At 61.3% G+C, this 19,160-nt stretch carries 19 protein-coding genes; 10 read left to right on the top strand and 9 right to left on the bottom strand.

Features of this window, described 5'->3' with window-relative positions:
- Window positions 1–219: 219 nt before the first annotated feature.
- Window positions 220–378, bottom strand: coding sequence for a YjiS-like domain-containing protein (locus tag N554_RS41990; RefSeq protein ID WP_245283593.1), 159 nt, complete (start codon window positions 376–378; stop codon window positions 220–222).
- A 434-nt stretch (window positions 379–812) separates the two neighbouring features.
- Between N554_RS41990 and N554_RS43015 the strand changes: the two genes are divergently transcribed.
- The gene (locus N554_RS43015) at window positions 813–1,244 is read left to right on the top strand and encodes a hypothetical protein (RefSeq protein WP_156041917.1); all 432 of its coding nucleotides are present in this window, start codon (window positions 813–815) and stop codon (window positions 1,242–1,244) included.
- Here the strand turns inward: N554_RS43015 and N554_RS0113350 are convergent.
- Complete coding sequence (locus N554_RS0113350; protein WP_029583926.1) at window positions 1,217–1,612, bottom strand: hypothetical protein; 396 nt, start codon at window positions 1,610–1,612, stop codon at window positions 1,217–1,219. The two genes, N554_RS43015 and N554_RS0113350, sit on opposite strands and share 28 nt — an antisense overlap.
- 1,004 nt (window positions 1,613–2,616) lie before the next feature.
- On the opposite strand from N554_RS0113350, the gene N554_RS0113345 reads away from it, so the two are divergent.
- Both N554_RS0113345 and N554_RS0113340 read left to right on the top strand, forming a co-directional pair.
- A complete protein-coding gene (locus tag N554_RS0113345) occupies window positions 2,617–3,177 on the top strand; it encodes a hypothetical protein (RefSeq protein ID WP_156041916.1) in 561 nt (186 codons plus the stop codon).
- 314 nt (window positions 3,178–3,491) lie between these two features.
- The gene (locus N554_RS0113340; protein WP_029583924.1) at window positions 3,492–4,871 is read left to right on the top strand and encodes an NAD(P)/FAD-dependent oxidoreductase; all 1,380 of its coding nucleotides are present in this window, start codon (window positions 3,492–3,494) and stop codon (window positions 4,869–4,871) included.
- 101 nt (window positions 4,872–4,972) lie between these two features.
- On the opposite strand, the gene N554_RS0113335 is transcribed toward N554_RS0113340, so the two are convergent.
- Window positions 4,973–5,734 carry an SDR family oxidoreductase gene (locus N554_RS0113335; RefSeq protein WP_029583923.1) on the bottom strand — a complete coding sequence of 254 codons (762 nt, stop codon included), beginning with the start codon at window positions 5,732–5,734 and terminating at the stop codon, window positions 4,973–4,975.
- A gap of 91 nt (window positions 5,735–5,825) precedes the next feature.
- On the opposite strand from N554_RS0113335, the gene N554_RS0113330 reads away from it, so the two are divergent.
- Window positions 5,826–7,367 (top strand): malonate--CoA ligase, encoded by a 1,542-nt coding sequence (locus N554_RS0113330; RefSeq protein ID WP_029583922.1) that lies wholly within the window; start codon window positions 5,826–5,828, stop codon window positions 7,365–7,367.
- Window positions 7,368–7,532: 165 nt separating this feature from the next.
- Here the strand turns inward: N554_RS0113330 and N554_RS0113325 are convergent, their stop codons facing one another.
- Window positions 7,533–8,384: a sulfite exporter TauE/SafE family protein gene (locus N554_RS0113325; protein WP_029583921.1), complete on the bottom strand. Its 852-nt coding sequence runs from the start codon at window positions 8,382–8,384 to the stop codon at window positions 7,533–7,535.
- A gap of 252 nt (window positions 8,385–8,636) precedes the next feature.
- On the opposite strand from N554_RS0113325, the gene sdhC reads away from it, so the two are divergent.
- The 4 genes from sdhC to N554_RS0113305 all read left to right on the top strand — a co-directional run bounded on the left by sdhC (window position 8,637) and on the right by N554_RS0113305 (window position 12,229).
- Window positions 8,637–9,035, top strand: coding sequence for a succinate dehydrogenase, cytochrome b556 subunit (gene sdhC / locus N554_RS0113320; RefSeq protein ID WP_029583920.1), 399 nt, complete (start codon window positions 8,637–8,639; stop codon window positions 9,033–9,035).
- A 41-nt stretch (window positions 9,036–9,076) separates the two neighbouring features.
- Entirely contained in the window at window positions 9,077–9,451 is a 375-nt protein-coding gene (gene sdhD, locus N554_RS0113315) for a succinate dehydrogenase, hydrophobic membrane anchor protein (protein ID WP_029583919.1), read from the top strand.
- A 3-nt stretch (window positions 9,452–9,454) separates the two neighbouring features.
- Entirely contained in the window at window positions 9,455–11,302 is a 1,848-nt protein-coding gene (gene sdhA / locus N554_RS0113310; RefSeq protein WP_029583918.1) for a succinate dehydrogenase flavoprotein subunit, read from the top strand.
- Between the two features lie 144 nt (window positions 11,303–11,446).
- Entirely contained in the window at window positions 11,447–12,229 is a 783-nt protein-coding gene (locus tag N554_RS0113305) for a succinate dehydrogenase iron-sulfur subunit (protein ID WP_029583917.1), read from the top strand.
- Between the two features lie 166 nt (window positions 12,230–12,395).
- Here N554_RS0113305 and N554_RS38285 read toward each other — a convergent pair whose 3' ends face one another.
- The 4 genes from N554_RS38285 to N554_RS0113285 all read right to left on the bottom strand — a co-directional run bounded on the left by N554_RS38285 (window position 12,396) and on the right by N554_RS0113285 (window position 16,581).
- Window positions 12,396–12,542: a DUF2474 domain-containing protein gene (locus tag N554_RS38285; protein WP_081851259.1), complete on the bottom strand. Its 147-nt coding sequence runs from the start codon at window positions 12,540–12,542 to the stop codon at window positions 12,396–12,398.
- Window positions 12,542–13,549 carry a cytochrome d ubiquinol oxidase subunit II gene (gene cydB / locus N554_RS0113295; RefSeq protein WP_029583916.1) on the bottom strand — a complete coding sequence of 336 codons (1,008 nt, stop codon included), beginning with the start codon at window positions 13,547–13,549 and terminating at the stop codon, window positions 12,542–12,544. The genes N554_RS38285 and cydB overlap by 1 nt, the downstream gene beginning before the upstream one ends.
- Before the next feature lie 5 nt (window positions 13,550–13,554).
- On the bottom strand, window positions 13,555–14,982 hold the full coding sequence (locus N554_RS0113290; protein WP_036053077.1) for a cytochrome ubiquinol oxidase subunit I: 1,428 nt from the start codon (window positions 14,980–14,982) through the stop codon (window positions 13,555–13,557).
- Between the two features lie 492 nt (window positions 14,983–15,474).
- A complete protein-coding gene (locus N554_RS0113285; RefSeq protein ID WP_029583914.1) occupies window positions 15,475–16,581 on the bottom strand; it encodes a mandelate racemase/muconate lactonizing enzyme family protein in 1,107 nt (368 codons plus the stop codon).
- Between the two features lie 281 nt (window positions 16,582–16,862).
- Between N554_RS0113285 and N554_RS0113280 the strand changes: the two genes are divergently transcribed.
- Window positions 16,863–17,690, top strand: coding sequence for an FkbM family methyltransferase (locus N554_RS0113280; protein WP_029583913.1), 828 nt, complete (start codon window positions 16,863–16,865; stop codon window positions 17,688–17,690).
- Window positions 17,691–17,889: 199 nt separating this feature from the next.
- Entirely contained in the window at window positions 17,890–18,195 is a 306-nt protein-coding gene (locus tag N554_RS0113275) for a hypothetical protein (protein WP_245283590.1), read from the top strand.
- Window positions 18,196–18,865: 670 nt separating this feature from the next.
- Here N554_RS0113275 and N554_RS43010 read toward each other — a convergent pair.
- Window positions 18,866–19,129, bottom strand: a complete 264-nt coding sequence (locus N554_RS43010) for a hypothetical protein (protein ID WP_371259486.1) — start codon at window positions 19,127–19,129, stop codon at window positions 18,866–18,868.
- Window positions 19,130–19,160: the final 31 nt, after the last annotated feature.

The following is a 19,160-nucleotide window of genomic DNA, read 5'->3' as shown; positions in this document are numbered from 1 at the left end:
AGATCTCAGACCGCTGAGCGGTCGAGTAATAAATGCGACGTCGCTGTTTCATGCCCACACTCCATCTTTGCTAAAAGATTAGAGTGTTGCGCTGACCAATTGAGCCCGCCGGGGTAACCGGAAGACATTTGCTCGCAGCGAGTTCTTCTCTGTTTGACCCAAGGCGGACATGAACCTCGGCACAAACGAAAGCGGCTTCTCCGAAGAACCGCCAGATGGTTATCGGCTGTCGCGCCATGCTATCAGGTACAAGGGAGACCTACGCACTTCTTCAACAGCCGTCCTCGATACGCCAATGTCGGCGAGCAGCCGGTTATCAAGTTGGAGAAGTTCCCCGCCTTGGTATTGTCGTTCCAACCCCGGTGCTAATCCGGCCATCCACGCAAGCGGGATTTTCCAGGACCATTTCAAGTCCGGAAACGAGGTCGAAGCTTCGTCGTGATTGTTGGCTGAATTGCAGGTAGTGCTGCCGCAGGACATGTTTCGCCTCCGTAATGGAGCGAAACAACGCTTGGCCGCGGGAGCTCATCGGGCGGTTGTCAGTGGCCCGAGTGCTTTCTGTACTACAACCACCTTTGGTGTTCAATGGTCAATCCGAAGATCGCAAAGAGTAGGCATAGCCGTGCCGCCGGACCTTGCTGTCGCTCGCCGACGAGGTGATCGATTAAGAGCGTTCACTTCCGCCTTTGGCACAAATGCGAAGCGCCGACTGAATCGAGCAATGTCCGAGTTCGAGGGCGAAGCGGAAAACATATGCTCGTACTGAGCTCTTCTCGGTTTGACCCCAGGCGGACCTCGGCTACCGGGTCTGCATGTTCATTTCGGGAACATGGGGCATCGTCATCGGCGATTTCTGCTTGCATAAGATAGGCCTCGACGACGCTGGAGCGTCAACCCTGCTCTCGCCCATCGTGGCGGTGTTGTTCCTGGCAGGACGCAGTGGGCGGCTTCTTTTGCTGCCGTTTTATTGGCTCACCGTTGTCTTAATCAGAGCCGCAGGAACGGCGGTCGGGGATTTCATCTCCGGACGCAACATGCTTGGCCTGCCTGCGAGCACTGCCGTCAAGGGGCTCTCTTCATTGCCCTCCTGGTCATCTGGAGCGAGCAGTCGAGATCACAGAGAGAGATCACCATCGCTTCCTGATGAGGTCCGCCTTGCGCCACAGCGCCGCCACGCGGCCGTGGGGCCGCGCATGGCGCTGTACGCGCGGTCGAGTTACGGCCGGAGATGGCGGCGGGCATGATGACGCGGGAATGCGTTGGGCGCAAAAGCATATGAGTCGTGGCGCTCGCCGCAGTAGGTGATGCCGCCACCGGCCGACGCACACGCACCTCTCAACGCCGGCCAGTCGGGAGACAACCTGGCAGCAGGAGTTGGCTCCCCTCCATTCAGAACATCAAGATTGGGATAATTGAATGCGAACAGGCCTGGCTCCTGGATGGCGGCCCTCATGGTCCCGTTCGGATTGAAGTCGTTCCTCGGATTATACCCGGAGTCGCGTAGATTTTTGAGATACAGAGAGCCTGTATCCGCAGGAGCTTGTGCGAATGCCGGCGTCGCTGCGGTCGCGGACAGCAGCACGGCCGCTGCAAGGGCTTTGAATGAAATCATTTTCGTTTCTCCTGTATGGATCGATTGTAGGCTCGCGTGGGACGAGACGAATTGATCACGCTTCGTGAGACGAGCGTGCTGTCCAGACTGCGAGCTATCTGCTTGCAGCATCCGATGCGGATACTTGGTTCTTCATGTAGGGAGACCGCACGCCGGTCCCATTAAATTCCGCTTCAATAAACTCAACTCGGCTTGAAACACGCGTTACAGAGTCAATCGCCCTGCGGACCGGCATTCGCGCACAACAAGGCTGATTGCGGCGCGACAGGACGCCGTGACGAAATCATGCAGCGTGAACACGGCGGTGACTCGACTCCTGAATGGTCGTCGATCCCTCGCGCGCCGGTTATCTGACTGCCGTCGAATGCTGTGTAATCGCGCGGGCAGCGCCGCTGCCCGGCTCAGCCAGTCCGACATCGTTTTCATTTTCTCGATCCGGTTGGAACTGATGAAAACCTTGCAAGGATCTCGTTAGTGCCTAATGCGAGGCACGTCTGTGAGCTATCTCACTCCTCGCATTTTCGTGTTATTTGCTTTTTGCCGTGCCGCGGCCAATTCCGGCCCTGACCTGTCAGGCCGGCAACAATACCGCTTACTGCGGTGGATGAGTCTCTTGTTGGCACGAATGCGAAGTGCCGACTGCATCGAGCAATGTCCGAGTTCGAGGGCGAAGCGGAAATCATATGCCCGTACTGAGTTCTTCTCAGTTTGACCCCATAGCGATCTTTAGTTACACGGCCAGTTACCAAAGGAGCGATAATCATTACGATTTGAATTAAGCTTCTAAGCAACCCGAAAGAGGGGTGCGCGTATAGGTTGTCAACGGGGAACGGCCTTAGCCGCGACGAAGGATTGGCGCTTGGAACGCAACGGAATTTGCGCGGTGTAGCCTTCGTAAAAAACAGGATCGGAAGCTGGCCGCCTTCGATAGGCTGAGCTTCTGGTTATCAACGAGTCGAACGATTGACGGGCTTTGGGTGGGGACCACGGAAGGCGAGTCCAGCTTGCGCCGCGTCGAGGACGCGCTCCAGCTCATCAAACGCCACGATACGCTTCACTATTCCCGCGTCATCCACAACCTGGAGCGAATATGGGTGGATTTAATCCCTGGCTATCACGCATGGTACGACGATTCGCTACGGGCGTGCGTACTCGATGAGCGTTTTGTTCTCCTTGAAACAACGACGCTCGAAGAACTTGCTTCCGCAATAGTCCATGAAGCGACCCATGCAAGGCTGGAGCGATGGGGCATCCACTACGATGAAGACAGGCGCATCAGGATCGAAGCGGTTTGTATTCGGCGAGAACTACACTTCATCGCTAAGTTACCGCACAGCAAGCCATTGAGGGAGGAGAAAGCGCGCACATTGGAGTGGTGTGATAGCGATCATGACTTTTTTTCCAATGTGAGCTTTCAGCAACGTCATGACCAAGGATTATTTGAAACAGCGCGCTATGTGGGAGTACCGGACTGGCTCATTCGCCTTTTGCTGAAAGTGCGGGCGGTCATTTCCGGCGTGCACCGATTGGTCCACCATTTCGCTGGGCCTCCGCGCCAATGGTAGCGACGTGATCTCGTCGATGTCTCCTGTTCGCATGCGAGGTGCCGACTGCGTCGAGCAATGTCCGAATTCGAGGGCGAAGCGGAAAACATATGCCCGTGCGGAAAACATATGCCCGTACTGAGTTCTTCTCAGTTTGACCCAAAGCAATCATCAAGCTGCGGCGATTAGCGCATGAAACCTATTGTCGTTCGCGTGGGCTCCCGCGGAGGCCCAGTGCGGCGAAAATCGCTCGCGTGTGAAGTAGTTCACAACCGCCCGGTCGCCATCGTGCTAAACTCTTTTATGAGCCGATACCTCATCGCAGAGGTGCAGCCATGCAAACCATATTACAGGAGCATTCCAGCAAGCGTGCAATCGTCATTGGCGCCAGCATGGGCGGCCTGCTAGCGGCTCGCGCGCTGGCCGATCACTACCGCGAAGTGATCGTAGTGGAACGCGATGTGCTCCCGGGCACGTATGAACCGCGGAAAGGCGTTCCTCAAGGACGACATACGCACGGCCTGCTTGCCCGGGGACGTGATGTGCTCGAGCAGTTGTTTCCGGGCTTCACCGAAGAAATGGTTGCGCAGGGCGCTGCCACCGGTGACGTCGTCGATCAAGTTCTCTGGTTCAACCACGGCTTCTATTTGTGCAACGCGCCCAGCAAAATGCTCGGGCTCGCAATCAGTCGCCCGATGCTGGAGGGCAGTGTGCGACGCCGGGTACTGCAACTCCCCAATGTTCGATTACAGGATCGCTGTGATGTATTGGAGCCGGCGTTCGATCGATCGCAGGGCCGCGTGTCGGGTGTTCGTGTTCAATCCCGAGGCGGCTCGGACGGCACGCAGATGATGAACGCCGATCTGGTTGTCGATGCCAGCGGGCGCGGCTCATCCAGCCCGGCTTGGCTAGGCGCGTTGGGCTATCCCAAGCCTCGCGAGGAGCAGATCAAGATCAACCTTGGCTACGCGACCCGGCAATACCGCCGGCTGCCGGAACATTTGCGCGGAATGCGTGGCGCCATTATTGCAGCTTGCCCGCCGGATTGGCGCTTTGGCGCTATTCTGGCGCAGGAAGGTGACCGCTGGATCGTGACGTTGGGGGGCTACTTGGGCGACCCGGCTCCGACGGACGACAACGGTTTTGTCGCCTTCGCGCGCAGCTTGCAAAAGCCCGAGATATTCGACGTTGTCAGGGTTGCGGAACCATTGTGCCCGCTGATGCCCTACCAGTTCACTGCAAACCTGCGCCGACATTACGAAGAGCTGCACCGCTTTCCGGCGGGCTTTTTGGTGTTTGGCGATGCCTTGTGCAGCTTCAATCCCGTGTACGGTCAGGGGATGACCGTTGCCTGCGTGGAATCGCTGGCCTTGCGCGAGTGCCTGGCGGAAGGCACGCAGGACATTGCCGGACGCTTCTTTCGGGCAGCCAGCCGGCTCATCGATATTCCGTGGCAAATTGCTGTGGGTAGCGATCTTCAACACCCGCGTGTTGAGGGAAAGCGCACGACCCAGGTGCGCTTCATCAACTGGTACATCGCAAAACTGTATCGCGCCGCCCAGGATGATGCTGTGCTGGCCAGCAGGTTTCTGGAAGTAGCAAATCTGATGCGGCAGCCTACGGCGCTGCTCGATCCGCAGATTGCGTTTCGGGTGTGGAGACGAAATCGGGCGTCAGCCCGAGTGGACACGATCCCCCGCGGAAGGACAACTTAGTCGGTTCGGCAAATGTCAGTCCCAACCGGAGCGGCGGATTACGCCAGAGCCAATCCGCCGCTCGGCCTGCCGCACGATCGCGGGACGACCACGAAGAGGCGCTAATCCCGATTGGACGGCGTCTGAACAAAGCCTCTGTTCCAGGTCGGGCTGATCAGAATCTCGTTCATGCAGACCCGCGGCGGCATGCTGGCGACGAAGGCGATGGTGCGGCCGAGATCTTCGGACTGCAGCATCCTCGCCTGCTCTTCCTCTGATGGCACCACCGGGCGCAGTTTCAGGATCGGGGTGGCGACCTCGCCGGGCGACAGGCAGCACGCGCGCAAGCCGTTGACGCACTCGTCCATGTTGAACGAATGGGTCAGCGCCAGCACCGCATGCTTGGTCGTGGTGTAGGCCGGGCCCGGCATTTTCGACACGTGCCGCCCCGCCCATGACGAGACGTTGATGATGCAGCCGTCCTTTTGCGCCCGCATCGCCGGCAGCACCGCACGCATGCAATACAAGACACCGTTGAGATTGATATCGACCAGCTTGTTCCAGCCTTCCAGCTCCATATCGGCCCAGCTGCGTTTCGGCACATTGATGCCGGCGCTGTTGACCAGAAGATCGATGCGGCCATGTTTGGCGAGGATTTGCTCCGCCGCCTTGTTCACGTCAGGGGGCTTGCTGACATCGAGCGGGATCGCCTCGGCCTTGCCGCCGTTTTTGCTAATCTTTGCCACCACCGCGTCCAGCGCGTCCTTTCGGCGTCCCGAAACCACCACCGTCCAGCCATCCGCCGCCAGCGCTTCCGCGCCGGCCTCGCCGATACCGCTTCCGCCGCCAGTCACCCAGGCCAGGCGTTTCCCGTTATTTGACATGCAAACTGTCTCCGTTGCTTTGTGAAGGGCGCCTTTGCTATCTAGCACCATAAAATGCGGCCGATCGGACGCAGCCGCCCCGGAATGATGCATGAACGCGCCCGAGAAAACCATCATGAACGCCAATCTGTTTTCCCGCCTGTTCGACGGCCTCTACGATCCAAACCGGCTGGCGATCGAGACTATCGACGGGCAGCGCATCAGCTATGGCGAACTGGTTTCCCAGGCCGGCCAGATGGCGAATGTGCTGGTTGACCGTGGCGTCAAGCCCGGCGACCGCGTTGCCGCGCAAACCGAAAAATCGGTGCCGGGCCTGGTGCTCTATCTTGCTGCGGTGCGCGCCGGCGCGGTCTATCTGCCGCTCAACACCGCCTATACGCTCAACGAACTTGAATATTTCATCACCGACGCCGAACCGTCGCTGGTGGTGTGCGACCCGTCCAGGGCCGCAGCCATCGGCGCCATTGCAGCGAAGGTCGGCGCCAGGGTCGAGACGTTGGGCGCCGACGGCAAGGGGTCGCTGACCGATGCCGCCGCCAAGGCACATGCGGAATTTGCAACGGTGGTACGCGCTGACGATGATCTCGCCGCGATCCTCTACACCTCGGGCACGACAGGACGTTCCAAGGGCGCGATGCTGACGCACGACAATCTCGCGTCGAATTCGCGGACCCTCGTGGACTACTGGCGTTTCACGAACAAGGACGTGCTGATCCACGCCCTGCCGATCTATCACACCCACGGTTTGTTCGTGGCAAGCAACGTCACGCTGTTCGCGCAGGCATCGATGATCTTCCTGCCGAAATTCGATCCCGATCTGATCATCAAATCGATGGCGCGCTCAACCGTGCTGATGGGCGTACCGACGTTCTACACGCGGCTCTTGCAGAGCCCGGCGCTGACTCGCCAATCCACTCGACACATGCGCCTGTTTGTTTCCGGCTCGGCGCCGCTGCTTGCCGACACCCATCGCGAATGGTCTGCGCGTACCGGCCATGCCGTGCTCGAACGCTACGGCATGACCGAAACCAATATGAACACCTCGAACCCGTATGACGGCGATCGCGTCCCCGGCGCGGTCGGTCATGCTCTGCCCGGCGTGTCGGTGCGTGTCACCGATCCGGAAACCGGCAAAGAACTGCCACGCGAAACCATCGGGATGATCGAGGTCAAGGGGCCGAACGTCTTCAAGGGCTATTGGCGGATGCCGGAAAAGACCAGGTCCGAATTCCGCGACGACGGCTTCTTCATCACCGGCGACCTCGGCAAGATCGACGGTAGCGGCTACGTGCACATTCTGGGCCGCGGCAAGGATCTCGTGATCTCCGGAGGCTTCAACGTCTACCCCAAGGAAATCGAGAGCGAGATCGACGCCATGCCGGGCGTGGTCGAATCCGCCGTGATCGGCGTGCCGCATGCGGATTTCGGCGAGGGCGTCACCGCCGTCATCGTTTGCAACAAGGACGCCAAGGTCGACGAGACCTCTGTGCTGACGGCGCTGGACGGGCGGCTTGCGAAATTCAAGATGCCGAAACGGGTGATCGTGGTCGACGAATTGCCGCGCAACGCCATGGGCAAGGTGCAGAAGAATATTCTGCGCGATACCTATTCGGACATTTACGCGAAAAAATAAACGGCTTCAGATCGTGATTGCGGAGCCAACGGGTCGCGCGAATGCGCGCCCGATGACGGGCTCCGCGAAGCAATCCAGAATGCATCAAGGAAACTGGATTGCTTCGTCGCTTTGCTCCTCGCAATGACGAAACCAGCAACTCGTGTTCGTCGATTGCTACTTCCGCTACAGCAGACTGATCACAAACCGGCCGCCGACGATGAAGAGATAGCTGCCGAACGCGACTTCCAGCGTGCGTTTCGACATCGCATGCGCCGCCCTCACGCCGAGCGGCGCGGTCAAAAGGCTGGTCGGCATGACGAGCACGGCGCCGATCAGCGAGACATAACCGATCGCAAACGGCAATTGCAGCGCGGCAATGTCGGGGTAACGCGCCGCCGCCGGCCAGCCGGCATAGACGTATCCCAGCGCGCCGGGAATCGAGATCAGCACCGCCAAGGCCGAGGAGGTCGCCACCGCCTGATGTATCGGCCGGCCATAGAAGGTCATCAGCAGGTTCGAGAACAATCCGCCGCCGATGCCCATCAGAGTGGACAGAAGCCCGACGAAGAAACCGTAAGCGTTCATCAGCGGCCCCCGTGGCAGGTCCTCGCCGAACTTCCAGGTCGCGCGCGCCAGCAGCAGCCGTGCGGCGGCCGACCATGCCACACCCACGAACACGACCTTGAACAGCCGCTCCGGCGCGTAGCGCGCAGTAACGCTGCCGGCGATCACGCCGATCAGCACCGGCAGCCACCAGGCTCTGAGAATCTCCATATCCACCGCGCCGCGGGCGTAATGGGCGCGATAGGCGCGGACCGAGGTCGGAATGATGATGGCGAGCGACGTGCCGATACACAGCGGCATCCGCACCTCCAGCGGCACGCCGGCCAGCCGAAAGCATTCATAAAACACCGGCACCAGGATCGCACCGCCGCCGATGCCGAATATGCCGGCAAGAAATCCCGACAATACGCCCACCGCCACCAGCAGCAGCGCTAATTCGAGAAGCTCGGAGGCGCTCAATCCTGCAACCATGGTTCCGCCTGGTTATGGGCCGCGCGGCGAACACGCGCGCGTTCATGAATCGTGCTTCAGGTATACCAGCCATCAGCGACCGCGGACCTTGTCAATGCCCACGATTGCAAGGCTCATCCATAGTTATGAACCATCGTTCGCAATTGGTGATTTTGGCCGTTGCGCGGACTGTTTCGAGTTCGTAAATAGGTTTTGTTTACTGCGATCCCCGATGGACCCGAGCGCGGGCCCCGCAACCTTTTAAAGCCGCCGATGACCGCCAGGATCGAACGCCCGCTTTCGCCACATCTGCAGACCTATCGCTGGACCCTGACGATGGCGCTGTCCATCGTCCATCGCGCCACCGGCGTCGCGCTGTATTTCGGTACCCTGCTGCTGGCGTGGTGGCTGATCGCAGCCGCATCGGGGCCCGCCGCCTATGCCAACGTGCAGGCCTTTACCACCAGCTTCATCGGCCGCCTGATCGTATTCGGCTATACTTGGGCGCTGCTGCATCATCTGCTCAGCGGCATCAGGCACTTCGTCTGGGACCTCGGCTACGGCTTCAAGGCGAACGAACGTGAAGCACTGACCTGGGGCGCGCTGATCGGCGGTATTTCCCTCACCGTGCTGCTGTGGATCGCCGCTTACGCGATCGGAGGCGGACGATGAGCGTCCGCGAATCACACGGCTCGCCGCGCCCGGCATCTTCCATGCGCACGCCGCTCGGCCGTGTCCGCCATCTCGGCGCCTCGCATTCCGGCACTTCGGACTTCTGGCGCCAGCGCGTCACCGCAGTGGCACTTACAGTTTTGATCGTGCCCGTCATCGTGGTGGTGATGATGCTGCTCGGCCGCAACCAGGCCGGCGCGGCCCAGATTCTCGGCTCGTGGCCGATCGCGATCATCATGCTGTTGTTCGTCATCGCCAGCGCCTGGCACATGAAGATCGGCATGCAGGTGGTGATCGAGGATTACGTGCACAACGAAAAACTGAAGCTCGCTACCATTATGGCCAACAACTTCTTTTCGGCCGCGGTGGCGCTGGCCTCGATCTACGCCATTCTAAAATTGTCATCTGGAGTGTAGTGCATGGCCGCTAATGGCAACGGCAAGGCCGCAAGCGGCGGCGCTGATGGTCCTGCCGCCAACGGAAAGGCCTATCCGATTGAAGACCACACCTATGACGTCGTGGTTGTCGGTGCCGGCGGCGCTGGCCTGCGCGCGGTGGTCGGCTGCAGCGAAGCCGGATTGCGCACTGCCTGCATCACCAAGGTATTTCCGACCCGCTCGCATACGGTAGCCGCGCAGGGCGGCATTTCGGCGGCGCTCGGCAACATGCACAAGGACGACTGGCGCTGGCATATGTACGACACCGTCAAGGGGTCGGACTGGCTCGGCGATCAGGATGCCATCGAATATATGGTGCGCAATGCGCCGGAAGCCGTCTACGAACTCGAACATTGGGGCGTGCCGTTCTCGCGCACCGAAGACGGCAGGATCTATCAGCGGCCGTTCGGCGGCATGACCTTGGACTACGGCAAGGGTCAGGCGCAGCGCACCTGCGCCGCCGCCGACCGCACCGGCCATGCCATGCTGCATACCATGTACGGCCAGGCGTTGCGTCGCTCCGCGGAATTCTACATCGAGTTTTTCGCCATCGACCTGATCATGGACGACCAGGGCGTCTGCCGCGGCGTGATCGCGCTGAAGCTCGACGACGGCACGCTGCATCGCTTCCGCGCGCAGACCACGATCCTCGCGACCGGCGGCTATGGCCGCGCCTACGCCTCCTGCACCTCGGCGCATACCTGCACCGGTGACGGCGGCGCCATGGCGTTGCGCGCGGCCCTGCCATTACAGGACATGGAGTTTGTCCAGTTTCACCCCACAGGCATTTACGGTTCGGGATGCCTCGTCACCGAGGGCGCGCGCGGCGAAGGCGGCTATCTCGTCAATTCCGAAGGCGAGCGCTTCATGGAGCGCTATGCGCCGTCCGCCAAGGACCTCGCGTCACGAGACGTGGTGTCGCGCGCGATGACCATCGAAATCCGCGAGGGCCGCGGCGTCGGCAAGAAAAAGGATCACATCTACCTGCACCTCGATCACCTCGATCCGAAGGTGCTGCAGGAACGCCTGCCGGGCATTTCCGAATCAGCGAAGATCTTCGCCAATGTCGACGTCACGCGTGAGCCGATCCCGATCACCCCGACGGTGCACTACAATATGGGCGGCATTCCCACCAATTATCATGGCGAAGTGCTGACCAAGAAGGATGGCGACGACAATGCGGTAGTGCCTGGGCTGATGGCGCTCGGCGAAGCCGCCTGCGTCTCTGTACATGGCGCCAACCGTCTCGGCTCGAATTCGCTGATCGATCTCGTGGTGTTCGGCCGCGCCGCGGCGTTGCGCTGTGCCGAAAAACTGACGCCAAACGGCAAGCAGCCGGAATTGCCGGCGGATTCGGCCGACAAGGCGCTCGGGCGGCTCGATCGCTACCGCCATGCCTCCGGCGGCACGCCGACCGCGAAGCTGCGCGAGAGCATGCAGCGTGTGATGCAGAACAATTGCTCGGTGTTCCGCACCGGCGAGGTGCTGAACGAAGGCCACAACCTTATTCACAAGGTGCATGGCGGCATCGCCGACATCTCGGTGACCGACCGCTCGCTGATCTGGAATTCCGATCTGGTCGAGACGCTGGAGTTCGACAATCTGATCGTGCAGGCGGTGGTGACGATGGACTCGGCGGCCAATCGCTCGGAAAGCCGCGGCGCGCATGCCCGCGAGGATTTCCCCGACCGCGACGACAAGAACTGGATGAAGCACACGCTGGCGTGGATCGACGATCGCGGCAATACGTCCATCGATTATCGCCCGGTCCACAACTACACCATGACCAACGACGTGCAGTACATCCCGCCGAAAGCGCGGGTGTATTGATGGCGACTTGTCAGGCGCGGGCTTGACCCTCGCATCCATCCATCTTCGCCAGATGGATTGCCGGGAGCGCAAACAAGTTCACGTAGTCTGCGCAAGCAGATTACTATGCCTGGCAATGACGGATTGAACTAAAAAGGCAAGACAATGGCTGAATTCGCACTTCCGAAAAATTCCAGGATCACCGGCGGCAAGACCTGGCCGAAGCCGCCTGCCGCGACCGAGACCCGCGAGTTCAGGATCTACCGTTGGAATCCCGACGACGGCAAGAATCCCAGCGTCGACACTTACTACGTCGATATCCAGGATTGCGGGCCGATGGTTCTCGACGGCCTGATCTGGATCAAGAACAACATCGATCCGACGCTGACCTTCCGTCGCTCCTGCCGCGAAGGCGTCTGCGGCTCCTGCGCCATGAACATCGACGGCCAGAACACGCTGGCCTGCACCAAGTCGATGCACGACGTGACGGACGGCGCGGTGAAGGTCAATCCGCTGCCGCATCAGCCTGTGGTGAAGGATCTGGTGCCGGACCTGACCAATTTCTACGCGCAATACGCCTCGATCGAGCCGTGGCTGAAGACCACGACGCCGACGCCGCAGAAGGAATGGCGGCAGAGCCACGAGGACCGCGAAAAGCTCGACGGCCTCTACGAGTGCATCCTTTGCGCCTGCTGCTCGACCTCATGCCCGAGCTATTGGTGGAACAGCGAGCGCTTTCTCGGCCCCGCCGCGTTGCTGCAGGCGACGCGCTGGGTCAAGGACAGCCGCGATGAAGCCACCGGCGAGCGGCTCGACGATTTGGAAGACCCATTCCGGCTCTATCGTTGTCATACCATCATGAACTGCGCCAAGGCCTGCCCCAAGGGCCTCAATCCGTCCGAGGCCATTGCCGAACTCAAGCTGAAGCTGGTCGAGCGGCAGATCTAGCCGCGGGACCCCTTTCCAGGTGTACGTTCGGCCGCCTCAACTCGTTGAGTAATCCCCGAGCCGTCGAGCAATAATAGCGAATGGCCGAAGCGTGGCGACCCTCCCCCGTGTCGCCAGCCACATTGTAAGGAGGTGTCGGCACCGTTCCCTCCCGGGCGCGGGCTGCTCACACGGTCAGCCCGGCGAGATTCATCACCAATCTGAAAAGGCCCGCGACAACGCCCAGCGCCAGGACACTGGCCGCCCAGATCAGAACAAGCCAGCCGACCCTCCGAAGCCATGTCTGGGTGCCGGCGGATCGGTGCGCAGTCATCAATGATACCCCTCGCCGGCTCTCACCTTCCCGCGGAATACGTAATAGGACATTGCGGTGTAGCCGAGGATCAAGGGGATGACGAAAAGCGCACCGACCAGCGTGAAGCCCATGCTTTCCGGCGGCCCGGCGGCCTCCCTGATCGATATGGCCGGTGGAATGATGTTCGGCCACAGGCTGATCGCCAAACCAGTATAGCCCAGGAACAGCAACAGCAGCGCGAGCAGGAACGGCGATGCGTGCGTCTCGTTCCGAAGCACGCGCATCATGACCCAAGTCGTCGCCACGACAAGCACGGGCACCGGCGAGAAGATGATGATGTTCGGAAATGAAAACCACCGTGTCGCGATGCTCGGATGCGTGAGCGGGGTCCACACGCTCACGATGACGATCGCCGCGACAAGGACGAGCGTCATCGTAGGCGCCAGCGCTTTCAGTCGGTGCTGCAGTTCGCCTTCGGTCTTCATGATGAGCCAGGTGCAGCCGAGCAGGGCATAGGCCACGATGAGGGCGACGCCTGTGAAGAGACTGAATGGACTCAGCCAGTCAAAACTGCCGCCGTCGTAGGAAGCCCCAGTCACCTTGAAGCCGTTGATGAAGGCGCCCAGCGCGACGCCTTGCGAGAAGGTCGCGATGTAGGAGCCCCAGGCGAAGGCCTTGTCCCAGAACGGCCTGTGCGTTTCGTCCGCCTTGAAGCGGAATTCGAAAGCCACGCCGCGCCAGATCAGACCCGCCAACATCAAGAAGATTGGAATGTAGAGCGCGCTGAGCAGTACGGAATAAGCAAGCGGAAATGCCGCCATCAGCGCGGCTCCTCCCAGAACCAGCCAGGTCTCGTTGCCATCCCAGACCGGCGCAACCGTGTTCACCATGGTGTCGCGATCGCCCCGGTCGCGAATGAACGGGAAGAGGATGCCGATCCCGAGATCGAACCCATCCATCACCACATACATCATCAATCCAAAGCCGATGATCACGGCCCAGATGACAGGAAGATCGATGCCCATCGTTCCTACCTCCTGCTGCCGCTCGGTAGTTCACTCGCCGCATCCACGCTGTCGGGGACGGCGGACAAAGGACGCGCCGGCCGACCGCTTTCCGGTTCGGGTGGATGCTCGCCATACGGCTGGGGGCCTTTCGCCACCAACTGCAACATGTACCGGATGCCCGTGCCGAAGACGGTCAGATACATGACGATGAACACGATCAGCGTTATCGAAAGTGCGAGCGCAGAGTGGTTCGATACCGCGTCCTTCGTCCGCATCACGCCATAGACCACCCAGGGCTGGCGGCCGATCTCGGTGGTGAGCCATCCGGCCAGGAGCGCCACCAGACCCGCTGGGCCCATCAGCACCGCAAAGCGCAGAAAAAGCTTCGAGCGGTAGAGCTCATGGCGCCAGCGTGCCCAGGCGCCCCAAAGGCCAAGCAGCAGCATGAGGAAGCCCAGCCCGGCCATGATCCGGAAGGTCCAGAAAACGATCGTGGAGTTCGGCCGGTCCTCGGGGGCGAACTCCTTCAAGCCGCGAATCTGGTCGTTCCAGCTATGGGTCAGGACGACGCTACCCAAGTGCGGAACCTGCAAGGCATAACGTGTCGTCTCAGCAGCCATGTCGGGCCAGCCAAACAGGATCAGCGGCACGCTCTCGCCGGGCTTGTTCTCCCAGTGACCCTCGACCGCGGCGATTTTCGCCGGCTGATGCTCGAGAGTGTTGAGGCCGTGTTGGTCACCGATGACGATCTGTATAGGCGTAACAATAAGCACCATCCACATGGCCATCGAAAACATCGTGCGCACGGCCGGCGTGTCACGCCGTTTGAGCAGGTGCCATGCGCCGGATGCTCCGACGATCAGCGCCACGGAGAGAAAGGCCGCTACCGTCATGTGCGCGAGGCGGTATGGGAATGAAGGATTGAAGATCACCTTCAGCCAATCGACGGGCACGACACGGCCATTGATGATTTCGAAGCCTTGCGGTGTCTGCATCCAGCTATTGGAGGCGAGAATCCAGGTTGCCGACATGAGCGTCCCGATCGCCACCATGACAGTGGCGAAGAAGTGCAGGCCCGGCCCAACCTTGTTCCATCCGAACAGCATCACGCCCAGGAATCCGGCTTCGAGGAAGAAGGCGGTCAACACCTCGTAGCTGAGCAGCGGACCCGTGATGGTTCCTGCGAAGGCCGAGTAATAGCTCCAGTTGGTACCGAACTGGTAGGCCATGACGATGCCGGAAACGACGCCCATGGCGAAGTTGACGGCGAAGACGTGCGACCAGAAATGATAGAGGTCGCGATAGGTGGTGTCTTTCTTCCACAACCACAGGCCTTCCAGCGTCACGAGATAGCTCGCAAGGCCGATGGTGATCGCGGGGAAGATGATGTGTGCTGATATCGTGAATCCGAATTGGATCCGCGCGAGTTCAAGTGCGGTCAGGCCGAACATGATTGCTTTCCTTCAGCGCTTGCGGCAGCGGCATCTGGGGTCCGTGCTGCGCCGAAGACCAGCGGCGCGGCTCGGACGGAGGCCGCGCTGACGATCGGTTTGCTCACGAAGTGCTCCTCTTCTTCGACGGCGAACGCAGGCTGCGATGTTGCTAAAGGCGATGGAAACTATCAGCCGATCCGTAGTGGCCGAGCATCCGCGCCACGATTGTAGGCACGCCGTCTTGTCGGCACATACTGACCTAGATCCTTGGATCAGCTTAATCTGATCAAGGCGAACGGCTCGACCCTACGGAGGGTTGTTTCGAATGTCGTGTTGGTTTGGGGTGGCCCATACCTTGGTTTAGTCGCGGTGGACTCGCTCCGGACGCTGATGGCTGCGTCGGCGTTCATGCCTCACTTGTTGGCGCTGCCGCGATGTCCATTCACGGCAGTTTCGACGCACGACACCGCCGACCGGCAAGTCGAGCACCGGGATGAAGCGCAATGCCGGTCATGAAACGCGGTAATGCTCGATGATCGCCTTGTCCGGCTCGTAGCCTAGCCCCGGCCCCTGGGGCACCGGGATGGCGCCATCAGCATCGACGTTGATGTGGTCGCCCCAAAGACAGGCAGCGCGGTTCATGTAAAACACTTCGACGAACGTGCCGTCATCGCGCAGAGACATAAGCTGCAGTGTCGCCAGAAAGCCCGGCCCGAAATAGGGGGAATGCGGCGCAAGCCTTACGCCCATTTGATCGGCCAACGCAGCGACCTTGAGGTATTCGCTAACACCGCCGACCTTGGTAACCGAGGGCTGTGCATAGCTCACGGCGCCGGCGCTCATCATTTGACGGAATTGATGGACCGTGCACGCGTTCTCGCCCGCCGCAAGATCGATCCCTCCTTCCGAGCGTACCTGCGCCAGGGTCGCAAAGTCCTCGGGTGGCCAGACCGGCTCCTCGAGGAACATCGGCGCGGCTGGCCGACAAGCGCGCGCGAAGGCAGTCGCCTCGGCTCCATCCATCGGGCAATTCATGTCAACCATCAGCGGGACCCCCGCGCCCATAGCCTCACGGGCCGCAAACACGGTCGGCGCGGTCGTCTCATGCAGCTTGATGGCCTTGTAGCCACCTCGCATCGCCGTCTCGCATTCGCGGGCGACAAGCTCCGGCGTCCCGATCCGAAGCAGGCTCGCATAGGCCGGAATCCGCGCCCGCCTGCTGGTGCCGATCAGGCGGTGCAATGGCACGCCCTTCACTCTTGCGGCAAGATCCCACAATGCGATGTCGAGCCCGGAGATCGCGAACATCGTGATGCCATAACGGCCGAACAGATGCAGGTTGCGCTGAATGCGATCCATGAAGGCGGGAATGGCCTCGGCATCGGGAACTTCGAGGCCTCGGGCCTGCGGCGCAATCATTTCATCGATCGCGGTGGCGGCAGATCGTGGACACACATAGCCAAAGGCATCGCCCCAGCCGGTGACTCCCGCGTCGGTGGAGACTTCGACGAGGACGATATCAAGCGCCGCTATGGCTGAGGCGCCTTGCCTGAAGCTCGCCACACCGGCGTCGTAGGGGATAGATACGTGATGCGCCTTGACGTTCGTGATCAGCATGATGTCAGCCTCCACGGTTCTCGAAAGTTAGCCCAGGACGATGCGGACAAGCCAGGCTAATCGCGTATGGATGCTCCGACAAAGGTAATGGGCGCAGCTCTAAACGATCGGCTCACACTCGCGGGGCCCGTCATCGCGCCGGCCAGGGCCGAATCCGTTGCCTTGCTGGCCGGGACGACGTCGAGTGTGTCGTTGGAGTCATCCGCAAAGTCGGCTATGCATGCGCCGCTTCCGCAAGTTTCCACGAGGATTTCTTGACGACACCGACACTGCCGCCTCGCATCGCCGCAGCCAACGATCCGGCGTCGCCCCCGTTCGGCGCGTTCGCGCCTACGCGCGCGCAGCAGGCGATCATCTCGCTTGCGCAACGCTCGCGGCTGAAGCGCGGCGCGTTCCGCCCGATGCTATCGCGGCTGGTCAACCTGTTGCGCGCGGGTCCGGTCGATGTCCAATATCAGGGCGCGTCGTTTCGATTTTATCACCAGGCCAGTGCCACCGAGCGCGGCGCCTTGTTCAATCCCGATTACAATCTCGAGGAGCTGGATTTTCTGCGCGCGCATACCGGCGTCGGCGGCGTGTTTGTCGATGTCGGCGCCAATGTCGGTACCTACGCCATGGTGCTGGCGCGCTACGTCGGCGCAAATGGAAAAGTGATCGCGATCGAGCCGCATCCCATCACCCATGCGCGGCTTGCGTTCAACCGAGCCGCCTCCGGCTACAGCCAGGTTACGCTGGTGGCCGTCGCCGCCGGCCCTTCCGACGGCGAGTTGATGATCGAGACCGACGGCGACAATCTCGGCGCTAGCCACATCGTCGCCGGCAAACTCTCGGGCAGTGCCATCAAGGTGCCGTCGTTGCGGCTGCAGCGCATTCTCGGCGACGCTGGGGTGGAGCGCGTCGATGCGCTGAAGATCGATGTCGAGGGTTACGAGGATCGCGTACTGACCGGTTTCTTCAAGCAAGCGCCGCCATCGCTGTGGCCGCGCGCGGTGGTGATCGAGCACCTGTCGCGCCACGAATGGTTAGAGGACTGCATTGCCGACATGCGCGCGGGCGGCTATGCCGAGACCGGCAAGACTCGCAGCAACACGCTCTTGGTGAAGCAATAACTGGTGTCTGAGACCTGAGGGAGGTTCTGATGATCGACCACGTCGGGTTTCCGATTACGATATCGAGGCGGTCTGCCACGCGCCGGGATGAATCGAATCGCTCTGATGGCGACACGATGTTCAAACCTACCGGGAACATTGGCGATGCCGCGCCGTTGATGCAGGTTGAAATTCTGGAAGAAATTCCGCAAAGGGCGACATGCCGATTGATCCGCCAGAAGAGCCGCCGATCAAGCCAGGAGAACCTTCGGAGCCGCCGCAGGAAAGCCCGCCGGGAAATCCACGGCCCGAGGTGCCGCCGCCGATGCAGGATCCCGGCGAACCACCGCGGCCTGATGAGTTGCCGGGCAACACGCCCGACGAATTGCCCGTGCGAGGTCCGCCAGGACCGCGCGCGCCTGATCCAACCGACGCTGAATCCACCGACGCTGAAATCGGCGATTTGCCGGCCTCTGAGCCCAACCTGAATCCGGGCGTATCAGACATGCCGCAGGGGAGAATATGAAAATTCGATTTCAAACAATCGTCTGAATGCGCAATGAACAACGGCTCGTCAAGGCCTTGCGTTTTCACAAATAAAAACAAGTTTGCTGTTAAGGGCCGCCACATTCCGGCCTAACGCTTATTCGTTGATCGACAAACCTTGTTGCCGAACATTTTCTCCGGGGACCACACCATCATGACAAAACTTCGCCTCGTGCTGCTTGCCACGACCGCTCTTACGGCGATGCACTTCGCAGCCTCTGCATCGCACGCGCAAACCGCGCCGTTGGTTGTCGCGCAGCGCGAGGCGCCGGGCGAAGTTGGTCCCGATGGAAGACCCAAGGCGCCACCGAAGGCTGCGCCGCCCGCGGCTCAGCCACCCGCACGTCCAGCGCCTCCCGCTGCCGCGCCCCCTCCTCCACCCCGGCCCGCGCCGCCGGCGGCAGCTCCTCCGCCGCGACCCGCGCCGCCGCCCGCTGCGGCTCCTCCGCCTCGCCCCACTCCGCCTCCTGCTGCGGCACCGCCACCGCGTCCGACGCCGCCGCCTGCTGCGGCACCACCGCCGCGTCCGGCCCCGCCGGCAGCGCAGCCGCCCGCTCAACCGAAGCAGCCGGCCCCGCCGAGCGCCGCGCCTCCAGTTCAGCAGCAGCAGAAGAGCACGCCCTCTCCGGTGCCGCCGCCGCCCGCGGGCGCTAGACAATTGCCTCCGGCAGGAGCCGCGCCTTCGGCACCCGGTCAGCCTCAGCCGAGGGTTGCACCAGGCGGACGGACGCCGCCTCCTTCGCCATCGCCCACTCCGCCAGCAGCAGCGCCGCAAACTCAAACCGCGCCGCCTGCAGCTGCGCCGCCGCCGGCGGGCGCGAAGCAATCGCCTTCACCATCGCCCACTCCGCCCGCCGCCGGTCCGCAGACTCAAACTCCGCCGCCGGCAGACGCCAGGCAAACACCTGCGGCATCGCCGAGTCCGACTCGGCCGCCATCGCCACC

Source organism: Bradyrhizobium sp. URHD0069, assembly GCF_000701345.1.
Lineage (GTDB): Bacteria > Pseudomonadota > Alphaproteobacteria > Rhizobiales > Xanthobacteraceae > Bradyrhizobium.
The sequence above is the reverse complement of the archived record's forward strand: the minus strand, read 5'-3'. Positions and strand labels throughout refer to the sequence as shown.